The 21,532-nt window shown below is 65.8% G+C and carries 20 protein-coding genes; 8 read left to right on the plus strand and 12 right to left on the minus strand.

Features of this window, described 5'->3' with window-relative positions; all coding sequences use genetic code 11:
* Positions 1-7: 7 nt before the first annotated feature.
* Complete coding sequence (locus RT582_RS12375) at positions 8-1,234, minus strand: MFS transporter (RefSeq protein ID WP_313477596.1); 1,227 nt, start codon at positions 1,232-1,234, stop codon at positions 8-10.
* Positions 1,235-1,610: 376 nt separating this feature from the next.
* Here RT582_RS12375 and RT582_RS12380 point away from each other — a divergent pair, with 376 nt between their 5' ends.
* Positions 1,611-3,632 (plus strand): methyl-accepting chemotaxis protein, encoded by a 2,022-nt coding sequence (locus tag RT582_RS12380; protein ID WP_313477598.1) that lies wholly within the window; start codon positions 1,611-1,613, stop codon positions 3,630-3,632.
* A gap of 53 nt (positions 3,633-3,685) precedes the next feature.
* Here the strand turns inward: RT582_RS12380 and RT582_RS12385 are convergent, their stop codons facing one another.
* From RT582_RS12385 to RT582_RS12405, 5 genes are all read right to left on the minus strand, one after another.
* A complete protein-coding gene (locus tag RT582_RS12385) occupies positions 3,686-4,036 on the minus strand; it encodes a DUF3147 family protein (protein ID WP_042924706.1) in 351 nt (116 codons plus the stop codon).
* 73 nt (positions 4,037-4,109) lie between these two features.
* Complete coding sequence (locus RT582_RS12390; RefSeq protein WP_090521515.1) at positions 4,110-4,790, minus strand: transmembrane anchor protein; 681 nt, start codon at positions 4,788-4,790, stop codon at positions 4,110-4,112.
* A 12-nt stretch (positions 4,791-4,802) separates the two neighbouring features.
* Entirely contained in the window at positions 4,803-5,534 is a 732-nt protein-coding gene (locus tag RT582_RS12395) for a HupE/UreJ family protein (RefSeq protein WP_313477600.1), read from the minus strand.
* Positions 5,535-5,592: 58 nt separating this feature from the next.
* Positions 5,593-5,955, minus strand: coding sequence for a hypothetical protein (locus RT582_RS12400; RefSeq protein ID WP_313477601.1), 363 nt, complete (start codon positions 5,953-5,955; stop codon positions 5,593-5,595).
* 212 nt (positions 5,956-6,167) lie between these two features.
* On the minus strand, positions 6,168-8,015 hold the full coding sequence (locus RT582_RS12405; RefSeq protein WP_313477603.1) for an SLC13 family permease: 1,848 nt from the start codon (positions 8,013-8,015) through the stop codon (positions 6,168-6,170).
* A 230-nt stretch (positions 8,016-8,245) separates the two neighbouring features.
* Here RT582_RS12405 and RT582_RS12410 point away from each other — a divergent pair, with 230 nt between their 5' ends.
* Together RT582_RS12410 and RT582_RS12415 are read left to right on the plus strand one after the other, a co-directional pair.
* Positions 8,246-9,202: an alpha/beta hydrolase family protein gene (locus RT582_RS12410; RefSeq protein WP_313477605.1), complete on the plus strand. Its 957-nt coding sequence runs from the start codon at positions 8,246-8,248 to the stop codon at positions 9,200-9,202.
* On the plus strand, positions 9,199-9,675 hold the full coding sequence (locus tag RT582_RS12415; protein ID WP_313477607.1) for a GreA/GreB family elongation factor: 477 nt from the start codon (positions 9,199-9,201) through the stop codon (positions 9,673-9,675). The genes RT582_RS12410 and RT582_RS12415 overlap by 4 nt, the downstream gene beginning before the upstream one ends.
* Positions 9,676-9,783: 108 nt before the next feature.
* On the opposite strand, the gene RT582_RS12420 is transcribed toward RT582_RS12415, so the two are convergent.
* Positions 9,784-11,724 (minus strand): DNA topoisomerase III, encoded by a 1,941-nt coding sequence (locus tag RT582_RS12420; RefSeq protein WP_313477610.1) that lies wholly within the window; start codon positions 11,722-11,724, stop codon positions 9,784-9,786.
* Positions 11,725-11,912: 188 nt separating this feature from the next.
* Here RT582_RS12420 and RT582_RS12425 point away from each other — a divergent pair, with 188 nt between their 5' ends.
* Complete coding sequence (locus RT582_RS12425) at positions 11,913-12,125, plus strand: DUF3079 domain-containing protein (RefSeq protein WP_003283903.1); 213 nt, start codon at positions 11,913-11,915, stop codon at positions 12,123-12,125.
* A 7-nt stretch (positions 12,126-12,132) separates the two neighbouring features.
* On the opposite strand, the gene RT582_RS12430 is transcribed toward RT582_RS12425, so the two are convergent.
* Positions 12,133-13,362 (minus strand): dicarboxylate/amino acid:cation symporter, encoded by a 1,230-nt coding sequence (locus RT582_RS12430; RefSeq protein ID WP_042926552.1) that lies wholly within the window; start codon positions 13,360-13,362, stop codon positions 12,133-12,135.
* A gap of 194 nt (positions 13,363-13,556) precedes the next feature.
* Here RT582_RS12430 and RT582_RS12435 point away from each other — a divergent pair, with 194 nt between their 5' ends.
* The 3 genes from RT582_RS12435 to RT582_RS12445 all read left to right on the plus strand — a co-directional run bounded on the left by RT582_RS12435 (position 13,557) and on the right by RT582_RS12445 (position 15,997).
* Positions 13,557-13,880, plus strand: a complete 324-nt coding sequence (locus RT582_RS12435; protein ID WP_090521501.1) for a hypothetical protein — start codon at positions 13,557-13,559, stop codon at positions 13,878-13,880.
* A gap of 72 nt (positions 13,881-13,952) precedes the next feature.
* Entirely contained in the window at positions 13,953-14,678 is a 726-nt protein-coding gene (locus tag RT582_RS12440; protein ID WP_313477614.1) for an SIMPL domain-containing protein, read from the plus strand.
* Between the two features lie 185 nt (positions 14,679-14,863).
* Positions 14,864-15,997, plus strand: a complete 1,134-nt coding sequence (locus tag RT582_RS12445) for a Fic family protein (RefSeq protein ID WP_313477616.1) — start codon at positions 14,864-14,866, stop codon at positions 15,995-15,997.
* A gap of 87 nt (positions 15,998-16,084) precedes the next feature.
* Here RT582_RS12445 and RT582_RS12450 read toward each other — a convergent pair whose 3' ends face one another.
* The 3 genes from RT582_RS12450 to RT582_RS12460 all read right to left on the minus strand — a co-directional run bounded on the left by RT582_RS12450 (position 16,085) and on the right by RT582_RS12460 (position 19,752).
* Positions 16,085-17,011 carry an ABC transporter permease gene (locus RT582_RS12450; RefSeq protein ID WP_014821137.1) on the minus strand — a complete coding sequence of 309 codons (927 nt, stop codon included), beginning with the start codon at positions 17,009-17,011 and terminating at the stop codon, positions 16,085-16,087.
* A gap of 65 nt (positions 17,012-17,076) precedes the next feature.
* A complete protein-coding gene (locus tag RT582_RS12455; RefSeq protein ID WP_014821136.1) occupies positions 17,077-18,183 on the minus strand; it encodes an ABC transporter permease in 1,107 nt (368 codons plus the stop codon).
* A 12-nt stretch (positions 18,184-18,195) separates the two neighbouring features.
* Entirely contained in the window at positions 18,196-19,752 is a 1,557-nt protein-coding gene (locus RT582_RS12460) for an ABC transporter ATP-binding protein (RefSeq protein WP_313477618.1), read from the minus strand.
* A gap of 250 nt (positions 19,753-20,002) precedes the next feature.
* Here RT582_RS12460 and RT582_RS12465 point away from each other — a divergent pair, with 250 nt between their 5' ends.
* Positions 20,003-20,923: an AraC family transcriptional regulator gene (locus RT582_RS12465; RefSeq protein WP_313477620.1), complete on the plus strand. Its 921-nt coding sequence runs from the start codon at positions 20,003-20,005 to the stop codon at positions 20,921-20,923.
* Positions 20,924-21,067: 144 nt separating this feature from the next.
* Here RT582_RS12465 and RT582_RS12470 read toward each other — a convergent pair whose 3' ends face one another.
* On the minus strand, positions 21,068-21,523 hold the full coding sequence (locus RT582_RS12470) for a carboxymuconolactone decarboxylase family protein (RefSeq protein WP_313477622.1): 456 nt from the start codon (positions 21,521-21,523) through the stop codon (positions 21,068-21,070).
* Positions 21,524-21,532 lie beyond the last annotated feature (9 nt).

The raw sequence follows: 21,532 nt of genomic DNA on the forward strand, positions 1-21,532 counted from the left end.
GTCGGTATCAGGAGCAGCAGGCGGCCGGGCTCGACTCGGCATCCTTCACCGCGCGCTCGATTTTCCAAGCCCAGGCGAACACCAGCAGACCGCCAACGGCGGTGGCGGCGCCGATATAGCCGGTGGATGTCCAGCCGAAACCGGCGGTGATTGCCAGCCCGCCCAGCCACGGCCCAAGGGCGTTGGCGATGTTGAAGGCGGCATGATTGGACGCCGCGGCGAGGGTCTGCGCATCCGCGGCGACATCCATCAGGTGGGTCTGCAGCGCGGGCGACAGCGACACCATGGTGCCCACCGCGAATACCGCCGGAAAGATCGTCCACACCGAGTGCGCGGCCAACGGGAATACCAATAGCACCAGTGCGCTCCACAGCAACAGCCAGGCGACCGCCTTGAAGCGCAGCTTGTCGAACAGCCAGCCACCGACCAGATTGCCGACGATGCCGCCCAGACCGAAGGCGGCGAGGGCGAAGGGAATCCAGCCGGCGCTAACGCCGGTGACGTTCAGCAACGTCGGCGCCATGTAGCTGAACACGCAGAACATGCCAGCGAAACCAATGGAGCTGATCGCCAGGGCCAGCCAGACCTGCGGCCGGTTGAATGCGCGGATCTCATGCAGCGGGCTGTTGCGCGGCTCGTCGCGGTTCAGCGGCAGGAACAGCGCCACCAGCAGCACCGTCAGCAGGGCGATGGCGCCGACCAGGGCGAACGCATAACGCCAGCTCAGCCATTGCCCGAGCCAGGTGGCCAGCGGGTTGCCGATCAGGATTGCCACGGTCAGCCCCATCAGCACGCGGGCGACGGCCTGGGCGCGTTTGTCCGGCGGCACCATGGAAGCAGCCACCAGCATCGCCACGCCGAAATAGGCACCGTGGGGCAGGCCGGTGACGAAGCGAAAGATCATCAGCGTCGAGTAATCCGGCGCCAGGGCGCTGGCGAAGTTGCCCAAGGCGAAGAAACCCATCAGCAACAGCAGCAGGTGCCGGCGGAACAGCCGTGAGCCGAGGATCGCCAGCAACGGTGCGCCCACCACCACGCCCAGGGCGTAGGTGCTGATCACGTTGCCGACCTGGGGTTCGCTGATACCCAGCCCCTCGGCCACGTCAGGCATCAGGCCCATGATGGCGAACTCACCGGTGCCGATGGCGAAGCCACCCACGGCCAGCGCCAGCTCGAGCAGCAGCACGGCGCGGGCGGAAAGGGGCTGAGTCGCTGCGGTGGCTGGCGCCGTCATGGTTACCTCGTCGCGTCGAAAAGGGGCGGCATTATTCACGCTGGTTCGCGCAGGTAAAGCCCTACCGCCAAAGAAGGAGATGCACTGGGTGTTTGGGAGTGCTTCAGCCCGCGGGAGTTCGCCCGTCCCGGACGGAAATTCACGGCGCCTGCCTCAGCCAACAGGCCCATCCGGATGGATGGTCGGCTGGCGCCGTTTTCCTGGCTCTCGTTCTTGATCGTGGTCACGGTGACCGCTCGGTCGGCTCCGTATTTTGCGCGGCAACTCCCGCGCGTTCGGTTGCCACTCTCAGTCTGGCTTTAGCCAGGCGCCGCGTCCGGAGGGCCACGACGTCGAACGGCGCCGTGCAGTGCCACGTCACGTCAGGACATGTCCCATGAAATTGCTGTTTTCCCCCGCCGAACTGTTGATGAACCGGCTCAGCTATCCGATCAAGTTCGGTGTGCTGGGGCTGCTGGTCTTCCTTGCCTTCGCCAGCGTGATGCTGACCCTCGCCGGCCAGCTCAACCGCACCATCGAGCGAGCGGAGAGCGAGCTGGTCGCCACAGCGCTGGCGCGCCCCTTGTCGAGCCTGATTGAGCTGACCCAGCAGCATCGCGGCGTGTCCGCCATGCTGCTCGGCGGCAACACGGACATGGCGGATCGGCGCTCCGCCCTGCAAACCCGTGTCGATACCGCCCTGGTGGAGATGAGCCAGGCACTGGCCGAGGACAGGCGCGGCACGCGCGAGTGGCAGGCGATCGGTCGAGACTGGGATGGCATCAAGCGGGCCGTGCAGAGCTGGTCCCAGCCGCAAAGCTATGACGCGCACACCGCGCTGATCGCCCAACTTCTGGACTTCCAGACCCAGGTGGCGGACGCCTACGGGCTGACCTTCGATCCCGAGCCGCAGACCTATTACCTGATGACCACCGCGGTTAGCCGCATGCCGTTTCTGATCGAGCGGCTGGGCCGCCTGCGCGGTAGTGCTTCGGCGATACTGGCCAGGGGCGAGATGAGCGAGCCGCAACGCACTGCGCTGATTGTGCTGACCGAGCAAATCAAGTCGGCGACCCAGGACATGGAGCGCAGTATCGACAAGGTGGTTGCCGAGCGGCCGGAACTCCAGCCGCCGTTGAGCCGCGCCGTCGCCACCATGCGCGAACGTGGCCAGGTGATCGATGCGGTGGTGCAGGACATGGTGGTGCGTGCTGACTTCAGCAGCACCTCGTCAGCGCAGTTCTTCGACATCACCACCGAGGCGATCAGCATCGGCTATGCGCAGATGCGCGACGTGCTGCTGCCAAGCCTGGACGGCCTGCTCGAACAGCGTATCGAGGACGCCCGACAGGTACTGCTCGGCAACCTGACCGTGCTGCTGGTGGTGCTGGCGGTGATCGGCTATCTCTCGGTGGGTGCCTATCTGTCGGTGATGGCCAGCATCCGCAGCCTGCGCGCCGGCAGCGAGCGGCTCGCCGCTGGCGATCTGACAACCCATATCGATCTGGCTGCGCGCGACGAGCTGCGCTTCGTCGCCGGCAGCTTCAACGACATGGCCGACGCCATGCGCGGGCTGATCGGCAGCATCAAGAACAACTCCGACCATGTCGCCGACTCGGCGCGCAGCCTGGTTACCGCCTCGGGGCAGATCCATGTCGCCTCGCAGTGCCAGAGCGACGCCGCATCGAGCATGGCGGCGGCGGTCGAAGAAATGACCGTCGGCATCGAGAGCATCGCGCGCAACGCGGGCGAGGCCGATGCACTGGCGCATCGCTCTGGCGAACTGTCGCGTCAGGGCGGCGAGATCGTCGCCGCGGTGGTCGATGAAATCAGCCAGATCGCCGTATCGGTGGGCGATTCGGCGCGTACTGTGGCCGAGCTGGGCGAACGCTCCGGGCAGATCTCGGCCATCGTCGGGGTGATCGGCGACATCGCCGCACAGACCAATCTGCTGGCGCTGAATGCGGCGATCGAAGCGGCGCGGGCCGGTGACCAGGGGCGCGGCTTCGCCGTGGTGGCCGATGAGGTGCGCAAGCTGGCCGAGCGTACCGCCAATTCCACAAAGGAGATCGCGCAGATGGTTGCGGCCATCCAGCAAGGCACAGAGGGCGCGGTACATGGCATGGAGCAGGGTGTGGTGCGAGTCAATGAGGGCGTCGCACGCGCGCAGCGGGCCGGCGAGGCCATGGGTGGCATTCGCGAGGCGGCCAATCAGGTGCTGTCCACCGTGGCGGAGATCTCCAATACCTTGCGCGAGCAGAGCGCGGCGTCCGCCGAGATCGCCCAGCAGGTGACCACCATTGCGCGCATGGCCGAGGAGAACGGTGAGGCGGTAGGCAGCAATCACCACACTGCCAGCCGCCTCAGCGACCTTGCTGGCACCCTGCTGGACAACGTCAGCCGCTTCAAGGCGAGTTGAGCACGTGTGCAGCGACGGCGCCAGGTGGCGCCGTCGGTCTTAACGCCAGGCGGTCACAGCAGCTCTATGCCGAAGGGGCGCATGAGCAGCGCTAACAGCCCGAAACAGACGACCGTGATGCCTGCGCTGGCCAGCAGTGCCAGCCAGAACCCCAGCCGTGGCAGCAGCAGCGGAAACGCCAGGAACATCGGCAGGGTCGGCAGGACATACCAGAAGGTATGCCAGGCGTGGTTGGCGATCTTCTCCGGCGATTGCTTCTCCAGGTACAGCCAGATCAGCGTGAGGAGGGTGATGAGCGGCAGCGCGGCAATGAAGCCGCCGAGCTTGTCGCTACGCTTGGCCACCTCCGACACCAGCACGACCATGGCAGCGGTCAGCGCGTATTTGGTGATGATCCAGGACATGGGTTTCTCCCGTACGAGCCGCAGCCCTGGCCGAGTTTGGCCAGGGCTGCGGTGGTTACGCCGAAAACGAAACTCAGAACACCTGTTCGATGGTGATGTATTCGCCATCGGTGCGCAGGGTGAGTTTCACCGTCTCGTTGGTGCGGTTTCGCCAGAACCAGCCGTGCTTGCCGTCGAACGCGGCGACCAGTTCACCCTGCAGCTCAGGCGCATTCTTGCCCTTGCCATAGCCATGGTAGAAGCCCTTCGGTGCCTTGTAGGGATCGCCGTGGGTGTCGTAGTTGAGGCGCCCGCCATTGGCCGTCCAGTGGAAGTTCGCCTTGGCGCCTTCCTTCATTTCCAGCTTGATCTCGGTGGCCTGGTTGGGCTTGAGTGTCAGGTTCACCTCGTGCTGCTGGGTGGCGACTTTTGGTGGCGCCGGTTGCGCAGGCGTTGGCGCCGCCGCCGGGGCTGGCTCGGCCTGTGCCGCCACCGGTTCCTCCTTGTCCGGCGTTGTTGCGCCAGGTTCGGCTGGAGCGGCTTCGGCCGGTGGCTGCGCTTCGGTCGCGGCTTCCTCGGCCAGGGTCTGCTTCAGTTCGCCCATCTGGGTCAGGCCCAGCAGTCGGCCGGCACCGGTCGGGTCGATGGCGTACTCGGCGGGCATCACCACGGTTACCAGCAGCACGCCGGCGGCGATCAGGGCGATGAGGGTGGAGCGCAGCAGCTGGCCGCTGCTGGGCAGCTCGCTCAGGTCGGGACGTTGGTTGTTGTACATGGGGCAAATTCCTTACGAAGACAGGGCCAGGCCGGTGAGCTGGTAGCCCATCAGCAGGAAACCGGCGCTCATCATGGCGACGTTGGCGGTGTAGGCGTGGCGCCAGAAGCCGGCGGTGCGCCGCCAGTAGCCCATGGCAATGAGGATGGCGCTCAGCGCCAGCAGCTGGCCGATCTCGACGCCGACGTTGAAGGCGATCAGGTTGGCGATCAGGCCATCGGCGGCAATCTCGTATTCGAGAATCTTGGTCGCCAGGCCGAAGCCATGGATCAGGCCGAACACCAGCGTCGCGGCGCGGGTATCGGGCTGATAGCCGAACCAGCGTTGAAAGGCGCCGAGGTTGTCCAGTGCCTTGTAGACGACCGAGAAACCGATGGTTGCGTCGATCAGATAGGCGCTGACGCTGATCTCCATCAGCACGCCGAGCAGCAGGGTGACCGAGTGGCCCACTGCGAACAGGGTGACGTAGAGCCCGACGTCCTTGAGTCGGTAGAGGAAGAAGATCACCCCGAAAAGGAACAGCAGGTGGTCGTAGCCGGTGATCATGTGCTTGGCGCCGAGGTAGACGAACGGCAGCAGCATCACGCCGGAGCTTTCCTGGATGAAGCCCTTGTCGCCTTCGGCCACGCCATGGGCGAGTGCGTCGGGCACGAGGAAGAACAGCAGCATGCCGAAAACCGGCAGCAGCGAGTGGCGCAGGCGTGCGTAAAACGCAGCGAGCCCGCGCAGGGATTGCGAATGCATGGAATGGTCCTGAGCTGGTGAAAAGAGGTCGCCTGAGGCGACCGCGGTCGCAGCAGGATCAGGCGCGAGGTGGGCGCTCGATGCGTGACACCGGCCCTTCGGGCAGCGCGCGCCGTGGCCAGGCTGGCAGGTCGGCGCGCTCGGGCTGCGCAGACAGGCTGAGCTGAAGCATGGGATGGGGTGTTTCGTGGATGTGATCGCCAAGCACGTGCACGTGTTGCAGCTGGCACAGCGTGCAGTTGCCGGGCTGCCATTCATGGCTGGGAGCGTGATGATGGTGATCGTGATCGTCGTGCCAGTGGGCGTCAGCACCGTGCTGAGCCGCGCCGTTCAGCCACGACAGCGCATGGCCGCCCCAGCCCATCAGCATGGCGATGAGCAGTGCGGATACCAGCGGGGTCTTGAGGCGTTGGCGGATCATCAGCGATCTCGTGTTGCAGGCGTCGCACGCAAAGCAGGGTATGCCGTTTCGCCTGACACCGCGCGCTGCGCATCGTCAGGTCGACGCGATTCTGGCAGCCATCGTCGGATCTGTCTGCGTGTACTGCCATTGCTCAATGGGCTAATTTCCCTTCCGCCTTGGTAGTAGTCTGAGTGCCCACGGACGCTGGGCACCGGTGCCACTGTGGCTGCTCATAGCGGCCAGATCCAGAGAATCGCCGGCACGGCGCAGAGCACCACCAGAATCGACAGCGGCAGGCCCAGCCGCCAGTAGTCGCCGAAGCGGTAGCCGCCCGGTGCCATCACCAGCGTGTTTGACTGATGCCCGATGGGCGTCAGGAAGGCACAGGAGGCACCGATCGCCACGGCCATCAGGAACGGATCAGCCGAGACGTCCATCCCACGTGCCAGGCTGATCGCCACGGGTGCGGCGAGCACCGCCGCCGCGGCGTTGTTGACCACGTTGGAGATCAGCATCACTGCCACCATCAGCAGCGCCAGTGTCGCCGCCGCTGGCAACGACTGGCCCAGTTCCAGCAGGGTTTCGGCAATCAGCTGCGAGCCTCCGCTGCTTTCCAGCGCCTCGCCGACCGGCAGCATCGCCGCGACCAGCACGATGACCGGCATGTCGATGCTGTCGTAAATGCGCCCCATGGGAATCAGCCCGACCAGGATCATCACCAGCGCGCCGGTGACCAGCGCGGTGGCTGCCGGCACCAGGCCGAAGGCAATACAGGCCAGCGTGATGGCGAAGATGGCACTGGCCAGCAGCACGTTACGCGGTGTGGTGATGCTCAGCCCGCGGGACGCCAGCGGCAGGCAGCCCAGGCTGTTCAGGCTCGACTGCAGCGCGTCCTCGCGGGCCTGCAACAGCAGGATGTCGCCGCTAGCAAAGCGAATCTTGCCGAGGCGCTGGCGCAGCCGCTGCCCCTGGCGGGCGACGGCCAGCACGTTGACGCCGTGGCGCTCGCGCAGGTCGAGGCCGCTGGCGGTCGTGCCCACCAGTATCGAGCCGGGGGAGACGATGGCTTCGGCCAGGGTCAGCTCACCGTGCCGGCTCTTGTGATTCTTCTCGGTCTTCTCGTCTTCGACCGCCTGCTCGGTGGCCTCCTGCTCTTTCTGTGCTTTCTCCTCCTGCTCGTCGACATTGGCCGCCAGCGCAACGCCGGTGACGTCGAGCAGCGCCTTGAGGCTGTCCGAGTCGGCCTCCACCAGCAGGATGTCGCCCTCGCGCAGCACCTCGTAGGTCGAGGGCATGCGCTGGCGCTCATCGCCGCGCACCAGGGCGATCACCTGCACATCGGCTTCGTCCTCCACTGCATTGATCAGCGCGTGCAGCGTGCGCCCGGCGTATTTGCAGCTTTCCGGTACTCGCACTTCGGTGAGGTAGGCGCTGATCTCGAACAAATCGCCGTTGCCTTCCTGTTCCTGTCGCCGCGGCACCAGCCGCCAGCCGAGCAGGGCGATAAACAGCACGCCGGCGACGGTCACCGCAGCGCCCACCGGGAGAAAGGCGAACATGCCGAACGGTGCCTCGCCGGCCTCGGCGCGATAACCGGCGATGATCAGGTTGGGCGGGGTGCCGATCAGCGTCAGGGTGCCGCCGAGCAGCGAGCCGAACGCCAGTGGCATCAGCAGATACGACGGTGAGCGCCCGCTCTGGCGCGACATCCAGATCGCCACCGGCATGAACAGCGCCAGCGCGCCAACGTTGTTCATGAAGCCCGAGCTGAGCGCGACGATTCCGGTCAGTGCGGCGACCTGCGCCCATGGGCGTTCGCCGACCTGCATCAGCCGCCGTGCTACGGAATCCACCACGCCGGCGTTGAGCAGGCCGCGGCTGAGGACCAGCACCGCGGCCACCGAGATCACGGCGGGATGGCCGATGCCGGAGAACACCTCGTCCGCCGGCACGACGCCGGTCAGTGCGCAGGCGAGCAGCGCGCCGAGGGCGACCAGGTCGTAGCGCCAGCGATTCCATACGAACAGCACCAGCGTTGCCGCCAGTACGCCAAAGACGATCAGCTGTTCGCCGGTCATGAACTTTTCTCCAAGCCGTCAGGAACCCGCAGCGCGTCGGCGCCTTTGGTTCGGGGCGGTAATGCCAGTGGAAACCAGGATGAGGTATTGCGCTGCAGGCCACCTGGCTGCAGTGGTAATGCGGCTGTCATAAACAGACTGCGGTCGCTGCGCAAAGGTGCCGGCAGGTTATGGCAAAAATGTGCGCTGCGGGGCAAGGTGGCGGCACAACAATTCGAAAGGTCCTTGCCATGCCCGAGTCCGTTGCCCTGCACTGCATCGATGGTTTCACCCTCGCCGCGCAGCTGTGGCGGCCGGCAGGCGCCGAGCGCGGCGCGGTGATCATCAGCTGTGCCACCGGGGTGCTGTCGCGCTATTACGCACGCTACGCGAGCTTTCTCACTGAGCACGGTTTCACTGCACTGACCTACGACTTTCGCGGCATCGGCGGCTCGCGGCCGCAGCGCCTGCGCGACATGCGGATGCGTTGGCGCGACTGGGGTGAATACGACTTCGATGCCGCGGTGCGCTATATGCGTGAGCGTGATCCGCACGGGTTGCTGGTTGCAGTGGGGCATAGCGCCGGTGGCTTTATGCCGGGCTTTGCCGAAGCTGCCAGCGAGGTGCACCGCTACCTCAACGTGGCCGGGCAGTACGCCTACTGGCGCGACTACGCCGCTGATCAGCGCCTGCGTATGTACGCCAAATGGCACCTGTTCATGCCCGCGGTTACCCGGCTGGCTGGCTATTTTCCCGGCCGGCGCTTCGGCTGGCTGGAAGATCTACCGGCGGGCGTCGCGCTGGAATGGTCCCGGCGCGGCGCGCGCCTGGAAGACAGCTACCCGCCTGACGAACACGAACTGCTGTTTAGCCGCTTCGCCGCGATTCGCGCGCCGATCCTCGCGGTCAGCACCAGCGACGACGAGTTCGCCACGCCGGCCGCCATGCGCCGCGGGCTGGGCTACTTTCGCAACAGTCCGCGCCAGTTGGTTCAGCTCAACCCGCGCGCGCTGGGCTTCGAGCGCATCGGCCATTTCGGCCTGTTCCATGATCGGCATCGCAACGGTTTCTGGCGCGAGACGCTGGAGTGGATTGCCGAGGGCCGCAATCCCTGGTTGGCCGATGCGGTCATCGCGGCGGGTGCAGCGCCGAACAGCGACGCAGCCATTCCCTTCGGCGCGCCGTCGGGCTATAAGCCTGGCCCATGAACAAGACCGCCCTTCAGCAGCAGATCATCGCCACCCTCGAAGCCGACCGCGAGGTCGCCAGGACCGTGCTGGCCGCGACCCACGAGGCCGCCACCCATACCGAGAGCAAGGCCGAGAACAAGTACGACACCCGTGGCCTGGAAGCGGCCTACCTCGCTGACGGGCAAAGACGGCGTCTGCACGAGATCGAGACAGCACTGGCCGCCTACCGAAACCTGCAGCCGACCATCGGCTCGCACGAGTACGTGCGGGTCGGAGCGCTGCTTTGCCTGGAGCACGATGGCGTCGAACGCTGGTTCTTCCTCGGCCCGGATGCCGCGGGGCTGAAATTGCAGCATGAAGGCCGGGAAATTCTGGTGATCTCGCCGCGTTCGCCGTTGGGGCACGGGCTGCTGGGGCGCCGGGTCGGTGACGAAGTGGAGCTGCGGGTCAACGGCCAGCCGCAGTGCTACGAGGTGCTGGAGGTTCACTAGGGCAGCTGCTTGTTTCGGACTGGTCTGGGATAGGCGCGATTCGCGGTCAAGAACGCTCCCGCGCTGCGCCTACTGAGTCTGGAAACGTAACCACCCCCGAGCTGTGGCTCAGTCTGCGGTTGCCGGCTTGCGTCGGCGAGCCGGTTTGCGTGGCGCGCCGCTGCGTTTCTTCTTCCACGGTTTTCCCCCGCGGCCAGCGGCAACTGGCGGGCCGCTGATGGTCATGCGCAGTCCGGCGCAGCGTTCGACCAGCTTGCTCATCCACGCCGACTGTTTGGCGACGAATTCCTCCAGCGGCATCTCGCCGCTCTGCACCATGTCCAGCGCCTGCTCCCAGATCGCCGTAGTCCCGGGATCGGCGATCGGCCGCGGCACGGCATCGATCAGGCTGAACGCCGCTGGTGTCGCCGCCAGCGCCTTGCCCTGGCGAACCAGATAACCGCGGTCGAGCAGCCCCTGGATGATGCCGGCGCGGGTCGCTTCGGTGCCGATGCCGGTGGTGTCCTTGAGCTTCTGTTTTAGCCGCGGGTCGTCCACCAGCTTGGCGACGTTCTTCATCGCCTTGATCAGGTCGCCTTCGGTAAAGGGTTTCGGCGGCTGGGTCTGCTGATCCTTGAGATGAATCTCGCCCACCGCGTAGTCCTGGCCCTGTTGCAGGGCCGGCAGGCTCTGCGGCTCGGCTGCTTCGCGATTGCCCCGTGCCGGCGCCAGCGCTTCAGGCATGGCGCGTTTCCAGCCCGGTTCGACGATGCGCTTGCCCACCGCCCGCAGCGCCTGGCCGGCGCAGTCGAAATCGGCCTGGGTACGGTCGTACTCGTGGTTGGGCAGGAACTGCGCCAGATAGCGCGCGCGGATCAACTCGTACACCGCACGCGGTCGCCCGGACAGACGTTCCAGACCCCGCGCTGCGGCGGTTGGGATGATGCCGTGGTGGGCGCTGACCTTGGCATCGTTCCAGGCCCGTGAGCGGCGCGACAGGTCCAGATGCGGCTGCAGCGCCGCGAGCGCCGGGTCGCCCTGCATCAGCGCCGCGACGATGGCCCGCGCTTCGCCGTGCTGGCTCAGTGGCAGGTAGCCGCAATCGCTGCGCGGGTAGGTGATCAGTTTGTGGGTTTCGTACAGCGCCTGGGCGATGTCGAGGGTTTCCTGGGCACCGAGGCCGAGCTTCTTTGAGCAGACTTCCTGCAGCGTGCCGAGATCGAACGGCAAGGGTGCGGCCTCGCGCTGGCGCTCGGTCTTGAGCTTCAGCAGGCGAGCGCTGGCGGCGTTGCGCATGGCGTCCGCAGCCTGCTGCGCACGAGCCTGATCGAGGCAGCGGCCCTGGTCATCGCAATGGTCGTCCGGCGCCTGCCACTGCGCGGTGAACGCAGTGCCATCGGCGAGCAGCTGCACGTCGATGGCCCAGAACGGCACTGGGATGAAGTCGGCGATGCTGCGGTCGCGGTCCACCACCAGGCGCAGCGTCGGCGTCTGCACGCGGCCGACCGGCAGCACGCCCTGGTAGCCGGACTGGCGGCCGAGCAGGGTGAACAGCCGGCTCATGTTCATGCCGATCAGCCAGTCGGCGCGCGAGCGGCCGAGGGCGGCATGGTAGAGGTTGAAAGTCTCGGCGCCGGGCTTGAGTGCGGCCAGCGCCTTGCGGATGGAGGCATCGTCCAGCGCCGATAGCCACAGCCGGCGGATCGGCCCGCGGTAGCGGCAGTGCTCGACCAGCTCGCGGGCGATCATCTCGCCTTCGCGGTCGGCGTCGGTGGCGATCACCAGTTCGCTGCATTCGCCGAGCAGGCGCTTGACCGCCTTGAACTGGCTGGCGGTCTTCGGCTTGACCAGCATCTTCCAGCGCTCCGGCACGATCGGCAGGTCGGCCAGCACCCAGCGCTTGTAGCGCGGGTCGTAGGCGTCCGGCGGGGCGGTTTCCAGCAGATGGCCGATGCACCAGGTCACCGTCACCCCGGCGCCCTGCAGGCAACCGTCGCCACGCCGGTTGGCGCCGAGCACCTTGGCAATGTCCCGGGCCTGGGAAGGTTTTTCGCAGAGATAGAGTTGCATGGAGGCTGTGACGGCAGGGGTCGATGGCGCGAAGCATGGGTACAAACGGCGCTTCAGGCAATCTTTATCTGTATGTGCATACAGTTGTTGTGCGCCGATACCGGTCGTTCTTGAGCATGATCAAGTCTGGCGGCGGCGAGGAGGCTTAGCCTGTGGCCACTGCAACAACGCCAGAAAAGGCACGCGCAATGGCCAAGAAATTTCCCCTCGAACCTTCCCACCCCGAACGTGTGTGCTGGGGCTGCGACCGCTATTGCCCGGCAACTTCGATGGCCTGTGGCAACGGCGCGGGCCGCACCCAGCATCCGGCGGAAATGTTCGGTGAGGACTGGTATCTGGACGAATGCTGGGGCATCGACCCGGAGCTGATCGCCAAGACCCGCAAGGAGTCGTCGACCTGATGCTGCGCTAGGCGCGATCGGCGAAACGCTGCACCACCACACTGCCGATGATGTCGCCCTCGACGTTGACCGCCGTGCGCACCGTGTCCAGCAAGCGGTCGATCGGCAGCAGGATCGCCACCGCCTCGGCCGGCAGGCCGACCGCCTGCAACACCATCACCATGGTCACCATGCCGGCGCTGGGAATCCCCGGCGCGCCGGTGGACGCGATCATCGCCGTGAAGAACACCACGGCCTGCTGCGCCAGGCTCAGCTCGATACCCATCAGGTTGGCGACGAACAGCGCTGCTGCCGCTTCGTAGAGTGCGGTGCCGTCCATGTTCATCGTCGCGCCCAGCGGCAGCACGAAGCCGGCGATGCCCGGGCGCACCTTGAGGTTGTCCTCGGCGCAACGTAGGGATATCGGCAATGTCGCCGCGCTGGAGCTGGTGGCGAACGCGGTGATCAGCGCTTCGCGGGTGCCGCGGAAAAACCACAGCGGCGATTTGCCGGTTGTGAGAAAGAGAATGCCCGGCAACACCACTATGCCGTGAAACAGCGTGGTGGCGAACACCAGCACGATAAAGCCGCCGACGGCGCTGAGCAGCGCCACATCCTGCTCGGCCACCAGCTTGATCAGTAGCGCGAGGATGCCCAGCGGCGCCAGGCGCATGATCCAGCTGATGATGCGCATCATCAGCTCGAGGAATTCCTGCAGCACCACGAGGATATTGCGGTAGCGGTCGCCGCCGGCCACCAGGGCGATGCCGATGAACATGGCGAACACCACGACGGCCAGGATGCTGCCGTTGGCCAGCGCGGCGAAGGGGTTCTGGAACAGGTTGGCGAAGAAGTGCAGGAAGAACTCCGGCAACGTCAGCTGACGCGCCTCGAAGTCGTTCATCGCCTCGGCGAACAGATCCAGCGACAGCCCCGCGCCCGGCTTGAAGATGTTCGCCGCGACCAGCGCCACCAGCATCGCCGCACTGGTGGTGAGGGTGAAGTAGACCAGTGCGCCGCCCCACACCCGATGCACCTGATGGTGCGCCTGCAGGTTGGCCACGCCGACCACGATGGAGGTGAAGATCAGCGGGATCAGCACCATCTTCAGCAGGCCGATAAAGATGCTCCCGGCCAGGGTGCTGGCATAGAGCACGCCCTCGCGTACGGGCGCGTCGGTCGGCAGTGTGCCGGTCAGCCAGCCGATGGCGACACCCAGGCAGGCCGCGACAAGAATCTGCAGGTTGAGACTGGGCAAAGGGGTGGCTCCTCGGATCGGTAGCGGTGGCGCTAAGCAAAAGAATGAACGCTGCGGCAAAAGTTCGCATCGCGCGGGGCGCAATCATACAGACGCAACGCAACCGACGTGCCAATGACCTGGCGTCGGCTGGCCGCTGACAAAGCCTCGCAGCTGGGTTTTCATGACCGGGCAGGTAGAGGAGGGCGCGAGTCATGAGCGATCAGGACATCGAACAACGCATCGCCCGCGATATCGCCAGCTGGCAACGCGGTGTGCAGGGAAAAGGCGAACCGCTGGTGGTGGACGAAGGCTGGCTGCAGACGCCGCCGGGCCTGCGCTTGCCGTTCTCGGTGCTGAAGAGCGCCGGGGTGCCGCCACGGGAAGTGGATCTGCTGGCGCAGCGTGCCGCGTTGCGCGAACGGCTGGAGGCCTGTGCCGATACGCAGCAGCGCGCGCGGCTGGAGCGCGAGCTGAGTGAGCTGGAGCAGCACATCGCCTTCCGGCTGGATGCGTTGCAGCGCCTGGGTCGCGGTTGAGCGCTGGTGACTGGTGTTCGCCCGGCGCTGGAGTAGCATGCGCATTCGGTCAATTCCTAAGGGGAGAAGCACGTGGCTACAGCACGAATCGGATTTCTGCCGGCGGCGTTGATCGCCGCGGCGGTGGCTTTCGCCGGTTGGTCGGTGGGGCAGGGTGTGGAGCGTTTTCGCATGGCTGACCGCACGGTGACGGTCAAGGGCCTGGCGGAGATGGACGTGAAGAGCGACTTCGCGGTGTGGACGCTGGGCTTTCGTCGTGGTGGCGATCAGTTCGCCGAGGTGCAGAAGGGGCTGAGCGAGGATCGCCAGCTGGTGCTGGATTTCCTACGCGAGCAGGGCTTCACCGACGAGGAGCTCGAGGTGCGGCCCTTGCAGGTCCAGGATCTGTTGGCGCGTGAATGGGCCTCGCGTGATGTGGCGCTGCGCTTCAATGGCCAGGGTCAGGTGCTGGTCAAGTCCGAGCGCGTCGATGCGGTGGGCAAGGCGGCCAATGCCATCGATCCGCTGATCTTGGCCGGTGTTCAGCTGGATACCGAGGTGAACGGCTTCGCCGGGCCGCGTTATCAGCTGCGCGGCTTCAACGAACTGAAGCCGCAGTTGCTGGAAGCCGCCACCAGCAATGCCCGTGAGCAGGCGACGCGTTTCGCCGAGGATGCTGGTGCCACGCTGGGGCGCTTGAAGAATGCCAACCAGGGGGTGATTCGGGTGATCGATGACGATGGCAGCGATATGGACAGCGGGCGGACCGTGGGGAAACGGCTGCGGGTGGTGAGTACGTTTGAGTACACGTTGGATTGATATGGGCTGAGTCCCTGAATGACGCGCCAACCGCCTGCCAAGGTGGATCAACCGCACTGCCCAGGCGAGTTCAAGCCCGATAGCCATGGCTTAAAGGTTAGACAGTGAGCCGATTAGTCGGCATTATCGGCTCACCAAATGAGCCGAATAAGCTCGTTAATCGGCTCACAGAGGAGCCAGCCCTCATGAATGACCCGCTCTGGGTCTGGCAGCAGCCCAACTGGCCGCACTTCAATTGGCAGGCAGACGCACTGGCCCCGCTGCTGCGTACCTGCAGTCAGGCTCAAGGTCGCTTGCTCGGGATGCTCGGTGCCGTTGGCAGTGACACAGAGGTGCAGAGCACCCTGAATGCCATGTTGCAGAACATCGTCACCTCATCAGCCATCGAGGGTGAGCAGCTGGATGTCGGCTCCGTGCGTTCGTCACTGGCGCGGCGCCTGGGGCTGAACGAAGAAGGTCGCATCACCTCGCGTTCCGAAGGCCTGGCGGAACTGATGCTGGATGCCACCCGCGGGTATCAGCAGCCGCTCGATCTGCAGCGGCTATTCACCTGGCACGGCTGGTTGTTCCCCAGCGATGATCTCTTGCTGAACCGCCCGTTGCGCATCGGCATGCTGCGCGGCGAAGAGCCCATGCAGGTAGTTTCCGGGAGGCTCGACCGTCCTACTGTGCATTTCGAAGCGCCACCCCGCGCCGGGCTGGAAGAGCAACTGGGCGACTTCCTTGCCTGGTTCGAGAGCAGCCGCAGCGATGCAGGCCTCGACCCATTTCTACGAGCCGGCATTGCGCACTTCTGGTTCGTCACCCTGCACCCCTTCGACGACGGCAACGGCCGCCTTACGCGCGCCATCACCGACTTGGCACTTGCGCAGGGAGAACAGCAGGCCATCCGCTTTTACGCCATGTCGGCGAGCATCCTCGATGACCGCGCCGGCTATTACCGCATCCTCGAAGCCAGCCAGAAAGGCACGCTGGATATCACCGCCTGGCTGCAATGGTTCCTCGCCACGCTGCTCAAGAGCTTGGAACAGGCCCTTGCTCGTATCGACCGCGTGCTGGTCAAGGAACGCTTCTGGCAGGCTCACCGCAGCCAAACCCTGTCTGCCGAGCAGATCAAAGTGCTTAACCGCCTGCTCGATGGCGGCGAGAGAGGTTTCGAGAACGGCATCAGCGCCGCGCAATACCAGGCTGTGGCCAAGGTCTCGAAAGCCACCGCCACGCGCCACCTTAGCGATCTTGTCGACAAGGGCTGCCTTGCCCGGTTGCCGGGCGGCGGACGCAGCACGCGCTACCAGATACAGCACTCGGCACACGCTTGAAAAAGTGAGTCGCCCAACAGCGCGAAACCAGGCTTTCATCAACTCCTTGGATAGCCCTGGTTCCGCGTAGCCAACCGGCCCGACAAATCAATGCCCCGGCTGCCAAGGCTGCCCCAGCGACACCGGCGCGTACAGCCGCGTACGGATCGCATCCCGCGACAGCAGCACCAGCACCAGAATGGTCGCCACATAGGGCAGCATCGCCAGCAGGTTGCCGGGGATCGCCAGGCCGAGGCCCTGCGCCACCAGGTGCAGGATGCTGGCCAGGCCGAACAGGTAGGCGCCGAGCAGGACGCGGCTCACCCGCCAGCTGGCGAACACCACCAGGGCCAGGGCGATCCAGCCGCGGCCAGCGGTCATGTTTTCCGCCCACATCGGCGTGTATGCGAGCGACATGTAGCCGCCGGCAAGCCCTGCCATTCCGCCGCCGAACATCACCGCCAGGGTGCGCACGCGCAGCACCGGCAGGCCCATGGCGCTGGCGGCGTTGGGGTTTTCGCCGACGGCCTGGATGATCAGGCCGATGCGGCTTTTCAGCAGCACCCAGGCCACCAACGCAAACAGACCGAAGGACAGGTACACCAGCAGATCCTGGGCGAACAGCATGCGACCGATCACGGGGATTTCACTGAGCAGCGGAATGGCGATCGGCTCGAAGCCGGCCAGCGGCTTGCCGACCCAGCTGGCACCGACGAAGGACGACAGGCCGACGCCGAAGATGGTCAGCGCCAGGCCGGTGGCGACCTGATTGGCGTTGAAGCCCAGGGCCACCATGGCGAACAGCAGTGAGAGCAGCACACCGGCCAGGCAGGCGAACAGCACGCCCAGCCAGAGGTTGCCGCTGGCGAAGGCGACGATGAAGCCGATCACCGCGCCGAACAGCATCATGCCCTCCTGGCCGAGGTTGAGCACGCCGGTCTTCTCGCACACCAGTTCGCCGAGGGCGACCAGCAGCAGCGGCGTGCCGGTGCGGATCATGGCGTAGAAGATATTGGTCAGCAGATCCATGTCCATCGGTCAGGCCTCGAACTTCAAACGGTAGGCAGCGGGTGAAAAGGGCAGTAGCGCAGTGCGGACGATCATGTGGCCGGCTCCTCTTTGGCGCTGACGAGCGCTGGTTTGCGCGCCCACAGCTTCAGGCGCGGGCGGTAGAGGATCAGTACGTCGCAGGCGAGCAGGAAGAACAGCACCATGCCCTGGAACAGCTGAGTGATGGATTGCGGCAGGTTGGCGGCCATCTGCGCGTTCTCGCCACCGAGGTAGAGCAGCGCCATCAGCAGACTGGCGAAGACGATACCGATGGGGTTCAGGCGACCGAGGAAGGCCACGGTGATCGCCGCGTAGCCATAGCCCGGTGAAACTTGCGGCACCAGTTGGCCGATTGGCCCGGTGACTTCGGCGACGCCGGCCAGCCCGGCCAGGCCGCCGCTGATCAGCAGGGCGATCCATACCAGTTTCTTGTCGCGGAAACCGACGAAGCCGGCGGCGCGCTTGTCCAGGCCGAGCACCTTGATCTGGAAGCCGAGAAAACTCTTTTGCAGCAGCACCCAGACCACCACCAGCGCCAGCAGGGCGAAGTAGAAACCGCCATGCACGCGCAGCCCTTCGATCAGCTCGGGCAGCCGGGTGGCGTCGCCGAACATCGCCGACTCGGGGAAGTTGAAGCCTTCCGGGTCCTTCAGCGGGCCGTGCACGGCGAACAGCAGCAGGTTCAGCGCAATGTAGTTGAGCATGATGCTGGTGAGGATTTCGTTGGCGTTGAACGCCGTCTTCAGCCAGGCGCAGAGCCCGGCCCAGGCGGCGCCGCCAAGGGTGCCGAGCAGCAGTGTCAGCACCAGTGCCCAGCGCGAATCCCAGTCGATGATGTTGACCGCCAGCGCGCTGCCGGCCAGGGCGCCGATGAGGAGCTGGCCTTCGGCGCCGATGTTCCAGATGCGCGCGTTGTAGACCACTGCCAGGCCCAGCGCGCAGAGCAGGATCGGCAGCGCCTTGACCAGCAGTTCGGAGACGCCGTAGAGATCGCCGAGCGGGTCGATCAGCAGCACCTTGAGGGTTTCCAGCGGCGGATGGCCGAGCAGCGCGAACAGCAGCGCGCCGCTCAGCAGCGTCAGCAGTGCCGCCAGCAATGGCGAGAACCAGAGCATGGCCCGTGAGGCCTCGCCGCGGGGTTGCAGGGATAACAGCATGATGGATTCTCGTCAGGCGGCAGGGGTGGAAACAGGGGTGTCGCTGGTATCGAACTGGCCGGCCATCCAGCGGCCGACTTCGACCGGGCAGGTGCTGGCAGTAGCGCGCTGTGGCGACAGCCTGCCGTCGCTCAGGGCGGCGATGCGGTCGCTGATCTGGAACAGCTCCTCGAGGTCTTCGGAGATCACCAGGATCGCCGCGCCGGCATCGCGCAGTTCGATCAGCGCGCGGTGGATCGCTGCTGCCGCGCCGACGTCCACGCCCCAGGTTGGATGCGCGGCGATCAGCAGCTTCGGCTGCTGCAGGATTTCGCGACCAAGGATGAATTTCTGCAGGTTGCCGCCGGACAGGCTCGCCGCCGGGGCCTGTGCGTCCGGCGTCTTCACGGCGAAGCGCTGGATGACCTGCTCGGCGAAGGCGCGCACCTTGCCGCGTCGGATCATGCCCTGCTCGACCATGCCGGTCTGCTGATAGGCGGTGAGCAGGCCGTTGTCGGCCAGGCTCATGCTCGGCACCGCGCCGTGACCGAGACGCTCGGCCGGCACGAAGGCCATACCGTGGCGACGGCGGGCATCGGGGCGCAGATGGGCGACGTCGTCACCGAGAAAGCGGATGTGCATGGCCTCTGCGGCCGGCAGACGCTGTTCGCCACTGAGCAGGGCGAGCAGTTCGTCCTGGCCGTTGCCGGCGACCCCGGCGATGCCGACGATCTCGCCGGCGCGCACTTCCAAGTCCACCTCTTCGAGGGACACGCCGAACGGATCGGCGTTGTGCCAGGACAGCCGCTCGACCCGCAGGAACGGCGCGCGGCCCTCGCTCTTCGGGTATTCGGCTTCCAGCCCCTCGGCATCGCCGACCATCAGCCGCGCCAGTTCCAGGTCCGAGCAATCGGCCGGCACGCACTCGCCGGACACGCGGCCGGCGCGCAGCACCGTGGCGCTCTGGCACAGCGCGCGCACCTCGTTGAGCTTGTGGCTGATGAACAGGATGCTGCAGCCCTCGGCCGCCAACCGGCGCAAGGTCACGAACAGCTCGTCGGCCTCCTGCGGGGTAAGCACCGAGGTCGGTTCGTCGAGGATCAGCAGGTGGATGTCCTGCATCAGGCAGCGGATGATCTCCACCCGCTGGCGCTCGCCGATGGACAGGCTGTGCACCAGCCGTTGCGGCTCCAGCGGCATGCCGTAGCGCTGCGAGACCTCGCGGATCTTCGGCTCCAGCTGCTTCGGCGTACCGGCCTTGGCGCCCAGCGCCAGGGCGATGTTCTCCGCTACCGAGAGCGTCTCGAACAGCGAGAAGTGCTGGAACACCATGCCGATGCCGCGCTCGCGGGCCTGCGCCGGGTCGCGCATGGTCACCCGTTCGCCTTGCCAGTGGATTTCGCCGGCGTCCGGCTGGGTCACGCCGTAGATGATCTTCATCAGGGTGCTCTTGCCGGCGCCGTTCTCGCCGAGCAGGGCGTGGATCTCGCCCGGCTGGATCGACAGGTCGATACGGTCGTTGGCCAGGCAGCCTGGATACTGTTTGGTGATGCCGCAGAGCTGGAGGCGTGCGGTCTGGGATTCGGGCATGGAGGCGTCCGCTGGGTTTTTCATGACCAGGGTGTAGCAAAAAGCTGGCCAGGCAGTCAGGAATTGAGGTGCGACGTGGCCACGGCAGCTGCGCCACCGGTTAGCCATGCGACGATGTTAGCCGGTGCATCGCTTTGGTGCTTCACTCGGTAGCGCTGTCGTGCCGATGCACTGCCATGGGGCGGGACGACCACGGGCTGGATGGGCTGCTAAGCTAACCGTCCTTTCCGCTCCCACCGGTTTGCCTGCAATGAACCAGATGGACCTTCATTCCGCCGAGGAAACGATTGCCCAGCGTGCCGCACTGGCGCGGCTGATCGATGGCCTCGTGCGCGACGACGGCATGCATCCCACCGCGATTGACGACCTCCACCTGATCCGCTGCAGCGCGCCGAGCGAACTGGTGCACGGGCTGCACAAGCCGGCGCTGTGCATCATCGTGCAGGGCAGCAAGGAGGTGCGCCTGGGCGACGAGCTGTACACCTACGATGCGCTGCACTACCTGGTGGTATCGGTCACCGTGCCGGTGGCCGGTCGCGTGCTGGAGGCTTCGTCCGGCGAGCCGTACCTGTGCATCCGCCTGGATATCGATCCGGCAATGGTCGCCACCCTGGTCGCCGAAAGCGCGCCGTTGAGCCAGCCCGTGGAAGGGCCGGCGCGCGGGGTCTATCTGGATCGCATCGACGAGCCGCTGCTCGACGCCACCTTGCGTCTGGTGCGATTGCTGGCCAGCCCGCAGGACATCCCGGTGCTGGCGCCGCTGGCCATGCGCGAGATCTTCTACCGCCTGCTTTGCGGTCGCCAGGGCCGCCATCTGCACGAGATCGCAGTGCGCGACAGTCAGGGCCATCGCGTCACCCGCGCCATCGAATGGCTGAACCGCAACTACGTCGAGCCGCTGCGCATCGAGGAACTGGCGCAGCGGGTCAACCTCAGCAGCTCGACGCTGCATCACCGCTTCAAGGCGCTGACGGCCATGAGCCCGCTGCAGTACCAGAAGCAGCTGCGCCTGCAGGAGGCGCGGCGGCTGCTGATCGCCGAGGGGCTCGATGTGTCCAGCGCCGGCTACCGGGTCGGCTACGAAAGCCCCTCGCAGTTCAGCCGTGAGTACAGCCGGCTGTTCGGCGCCTCGCCGGTGAAGGATCTTGCCCGGCTGCGCAGCACCGCCTGAGAGCCTATTCGCGATCTGCTGCGCGTCGGCCCTGCTGCGTTAAAAACAGGCTCGGATGCTCATTTACATCAGTAAACTCCGCGTCCTCGCCTGTTTTTGCCTTGCAGGACTCTAGCTCGCAAGATCGAGAAAAGGCTCTGATACTCAGCGCGACGCCGGGTCCGGCACCTCGCGCAACGCCTGGGCGGCATCGATGGCGCGGGGAAAGCCGGCCGTCACGGTGGTCAGGTAGACCACCTCCTTCAGTTCCTCACGGCTGACGCCCAGGCGCAGCGCGTAGCCGGCGTGGATCTTCATGTAGGGCAGATTGCCCTGGGCGGCGAAGGCGGCGATCACGGCCAGCTGGCGGGTGCGATCATCCAGCTCGCTGCGCCCCCAGACATCGCCCAAGGCGTACTGGGTGATGCACTCGGCGAGAAACGGATAGTCCTTGCGCAACGCTTCGAGCACGGGTTGCCCGGCGCCGCCGGACAGGTGATCCATCACCTCGACGCCACGTTCGTGCCGCTCGTTGCCGGCGGCTTCCAGCGAGGCGAAAGTCAGTGAGCCGAATACGGCCAGACAGGCCGCGGCCAGGGTATTGCCTGTACGAAGGGTCATGACGGCGTC

It is taken from the genome of Stutzerimonas kunmingensis, from assembly GCF_032106285.1.
Taxonomy (GTDB): Bacteria; Pseudomonadota; Gammaproteobacteria; order Pseudomonadales; family Pseudomonadaceae; genus Stutzerimonas; species Stutzerimonas kunmingensis_B.

Bases quoted from the DNA above. Each gene is read 5' to 3' on its own strand.
- RT582_RS12400 (WP_313477601.1), bottom strand. From the start codon at position 5,955: ATGATCCGCCAACGCCTCAAGACCCCGCTGGTATCCGCACTGCTCATC.
- RT582_RS12450 (WP_014821137.1), bottom strand. From the start codon at position 17,011: ATGGACATGGATCTGCTGACCAATATCTTCTACGCCATGATCCGCACC.
- RT582_RS12405 (WP_313477603.1), bottom strand. From the start codon at position 8,015: ATGACCGGCGAACAGCTGATCGTCTTTGGCGTACTGGCGGCAACGCTG.
- RT582_RS12375 (WP_313477596.1), bottom strand. From the start codon at position 1,234: ATGACGGCGCCAGCCACCGCAGCGACTCAGCCCCTTTCCGCCCGCGCC.
- RT582_RS12455 (WP_014821136.1), bottom strand. From the start codon at position 18,183: ATGCTGTTATCCCTGCAACCCCGCGGCGAGGCCTCACGGGCCATGCTC.
- RT582_RS12465 (WP_313477620.1), top strand. From the start codon at position 20,003: ATGAACCAGATGGACCTTCATTCCGCCGAGGAAACGATTGCCCAGCGT.
- RT582_RS12420 (WP_313477610.1), bottom strand. From the start codon at position 11,724: ATGCAACTCTATCTCTGCGAAAAACCTTCCCAGGCCCGGGACATTGCC.
- RT582_RS12410 (WP_313477605.1), top strand. From the start codon at position 8,246: ATGCCCGAGTCCGTTGCCCTGCACTGCATCGATGGTTTCACCCTCGCC.
- RT582_RS12395 (WP_313477600.1), bottom strand. From the start codon at position 5,534: ATGCATTCGCAATCCCTGCGCGGGCTCGCTGCGTTTTACGCACGCCTG.
- RT582_RS12460 (WP_313477618.1), bottom strand. From the start codon at position 19,752: ATGCCCGAATCCCAGACCGCACGCCTCCAGCTCTGCGGCATCACCAAA.
- RT582_RS12415 (WP_313477607.1), top strand. From the start codon at position 9,199: ATGAACAAGACCGCCCTTCAGCAGCAGATCATCGCCACCCTCGAAGCC.
- RT582_RS12390 (WP_090521515.1), bottom strand. From the start codon at position 4,790: ATGTACAACAACCAACGTCCCGACCTGAGCGAGCTGCCCAGCAGCGGC.
- RT582_RS12470 (WP_313477622.1), bottom strand. From the start codon at position 21,523: ATGACCCTTCGTACAGGCAATACCCTGGCCGCGGCCTGTCTGGCCGTA.
- RT582_RS12445 (WP_313477616.1), top strand. From the start codon at position 14,864: ATGAATGACCCGCTCTGGGTCTGGCAGCAGCCCAACTGGCCGCACTTC.
- RT582_RS12435 (WP_090521501.1), top strand. From the start codon at position 13,557: ATGAGCGATCAGGACATCGAACAACGCATCGCCCGCGATATCGCCAGC.
- RT582_RS12385 (WP_042924706.1), bottom strand. From the start codon at position 4,036: ATGTCCTGGATCATCACCAAATACGCGCTGACCGCTGCCATGGTCGTG.
- RT582_RS12425 (WP_003283903.1), top strand. From the start codon at position 11,913: ATGGCCAAGAAATTTCCCCTCGAACCTTCCCACCCCGAACGTGTGTGC.
- RT582_RS12380 (WP_313477598.1), top strand. From the start codon at position 1,611: ATGAAATTGCTGTTTTCCCCCGCCGAACTGTTGATGAACCGGCTCAGC.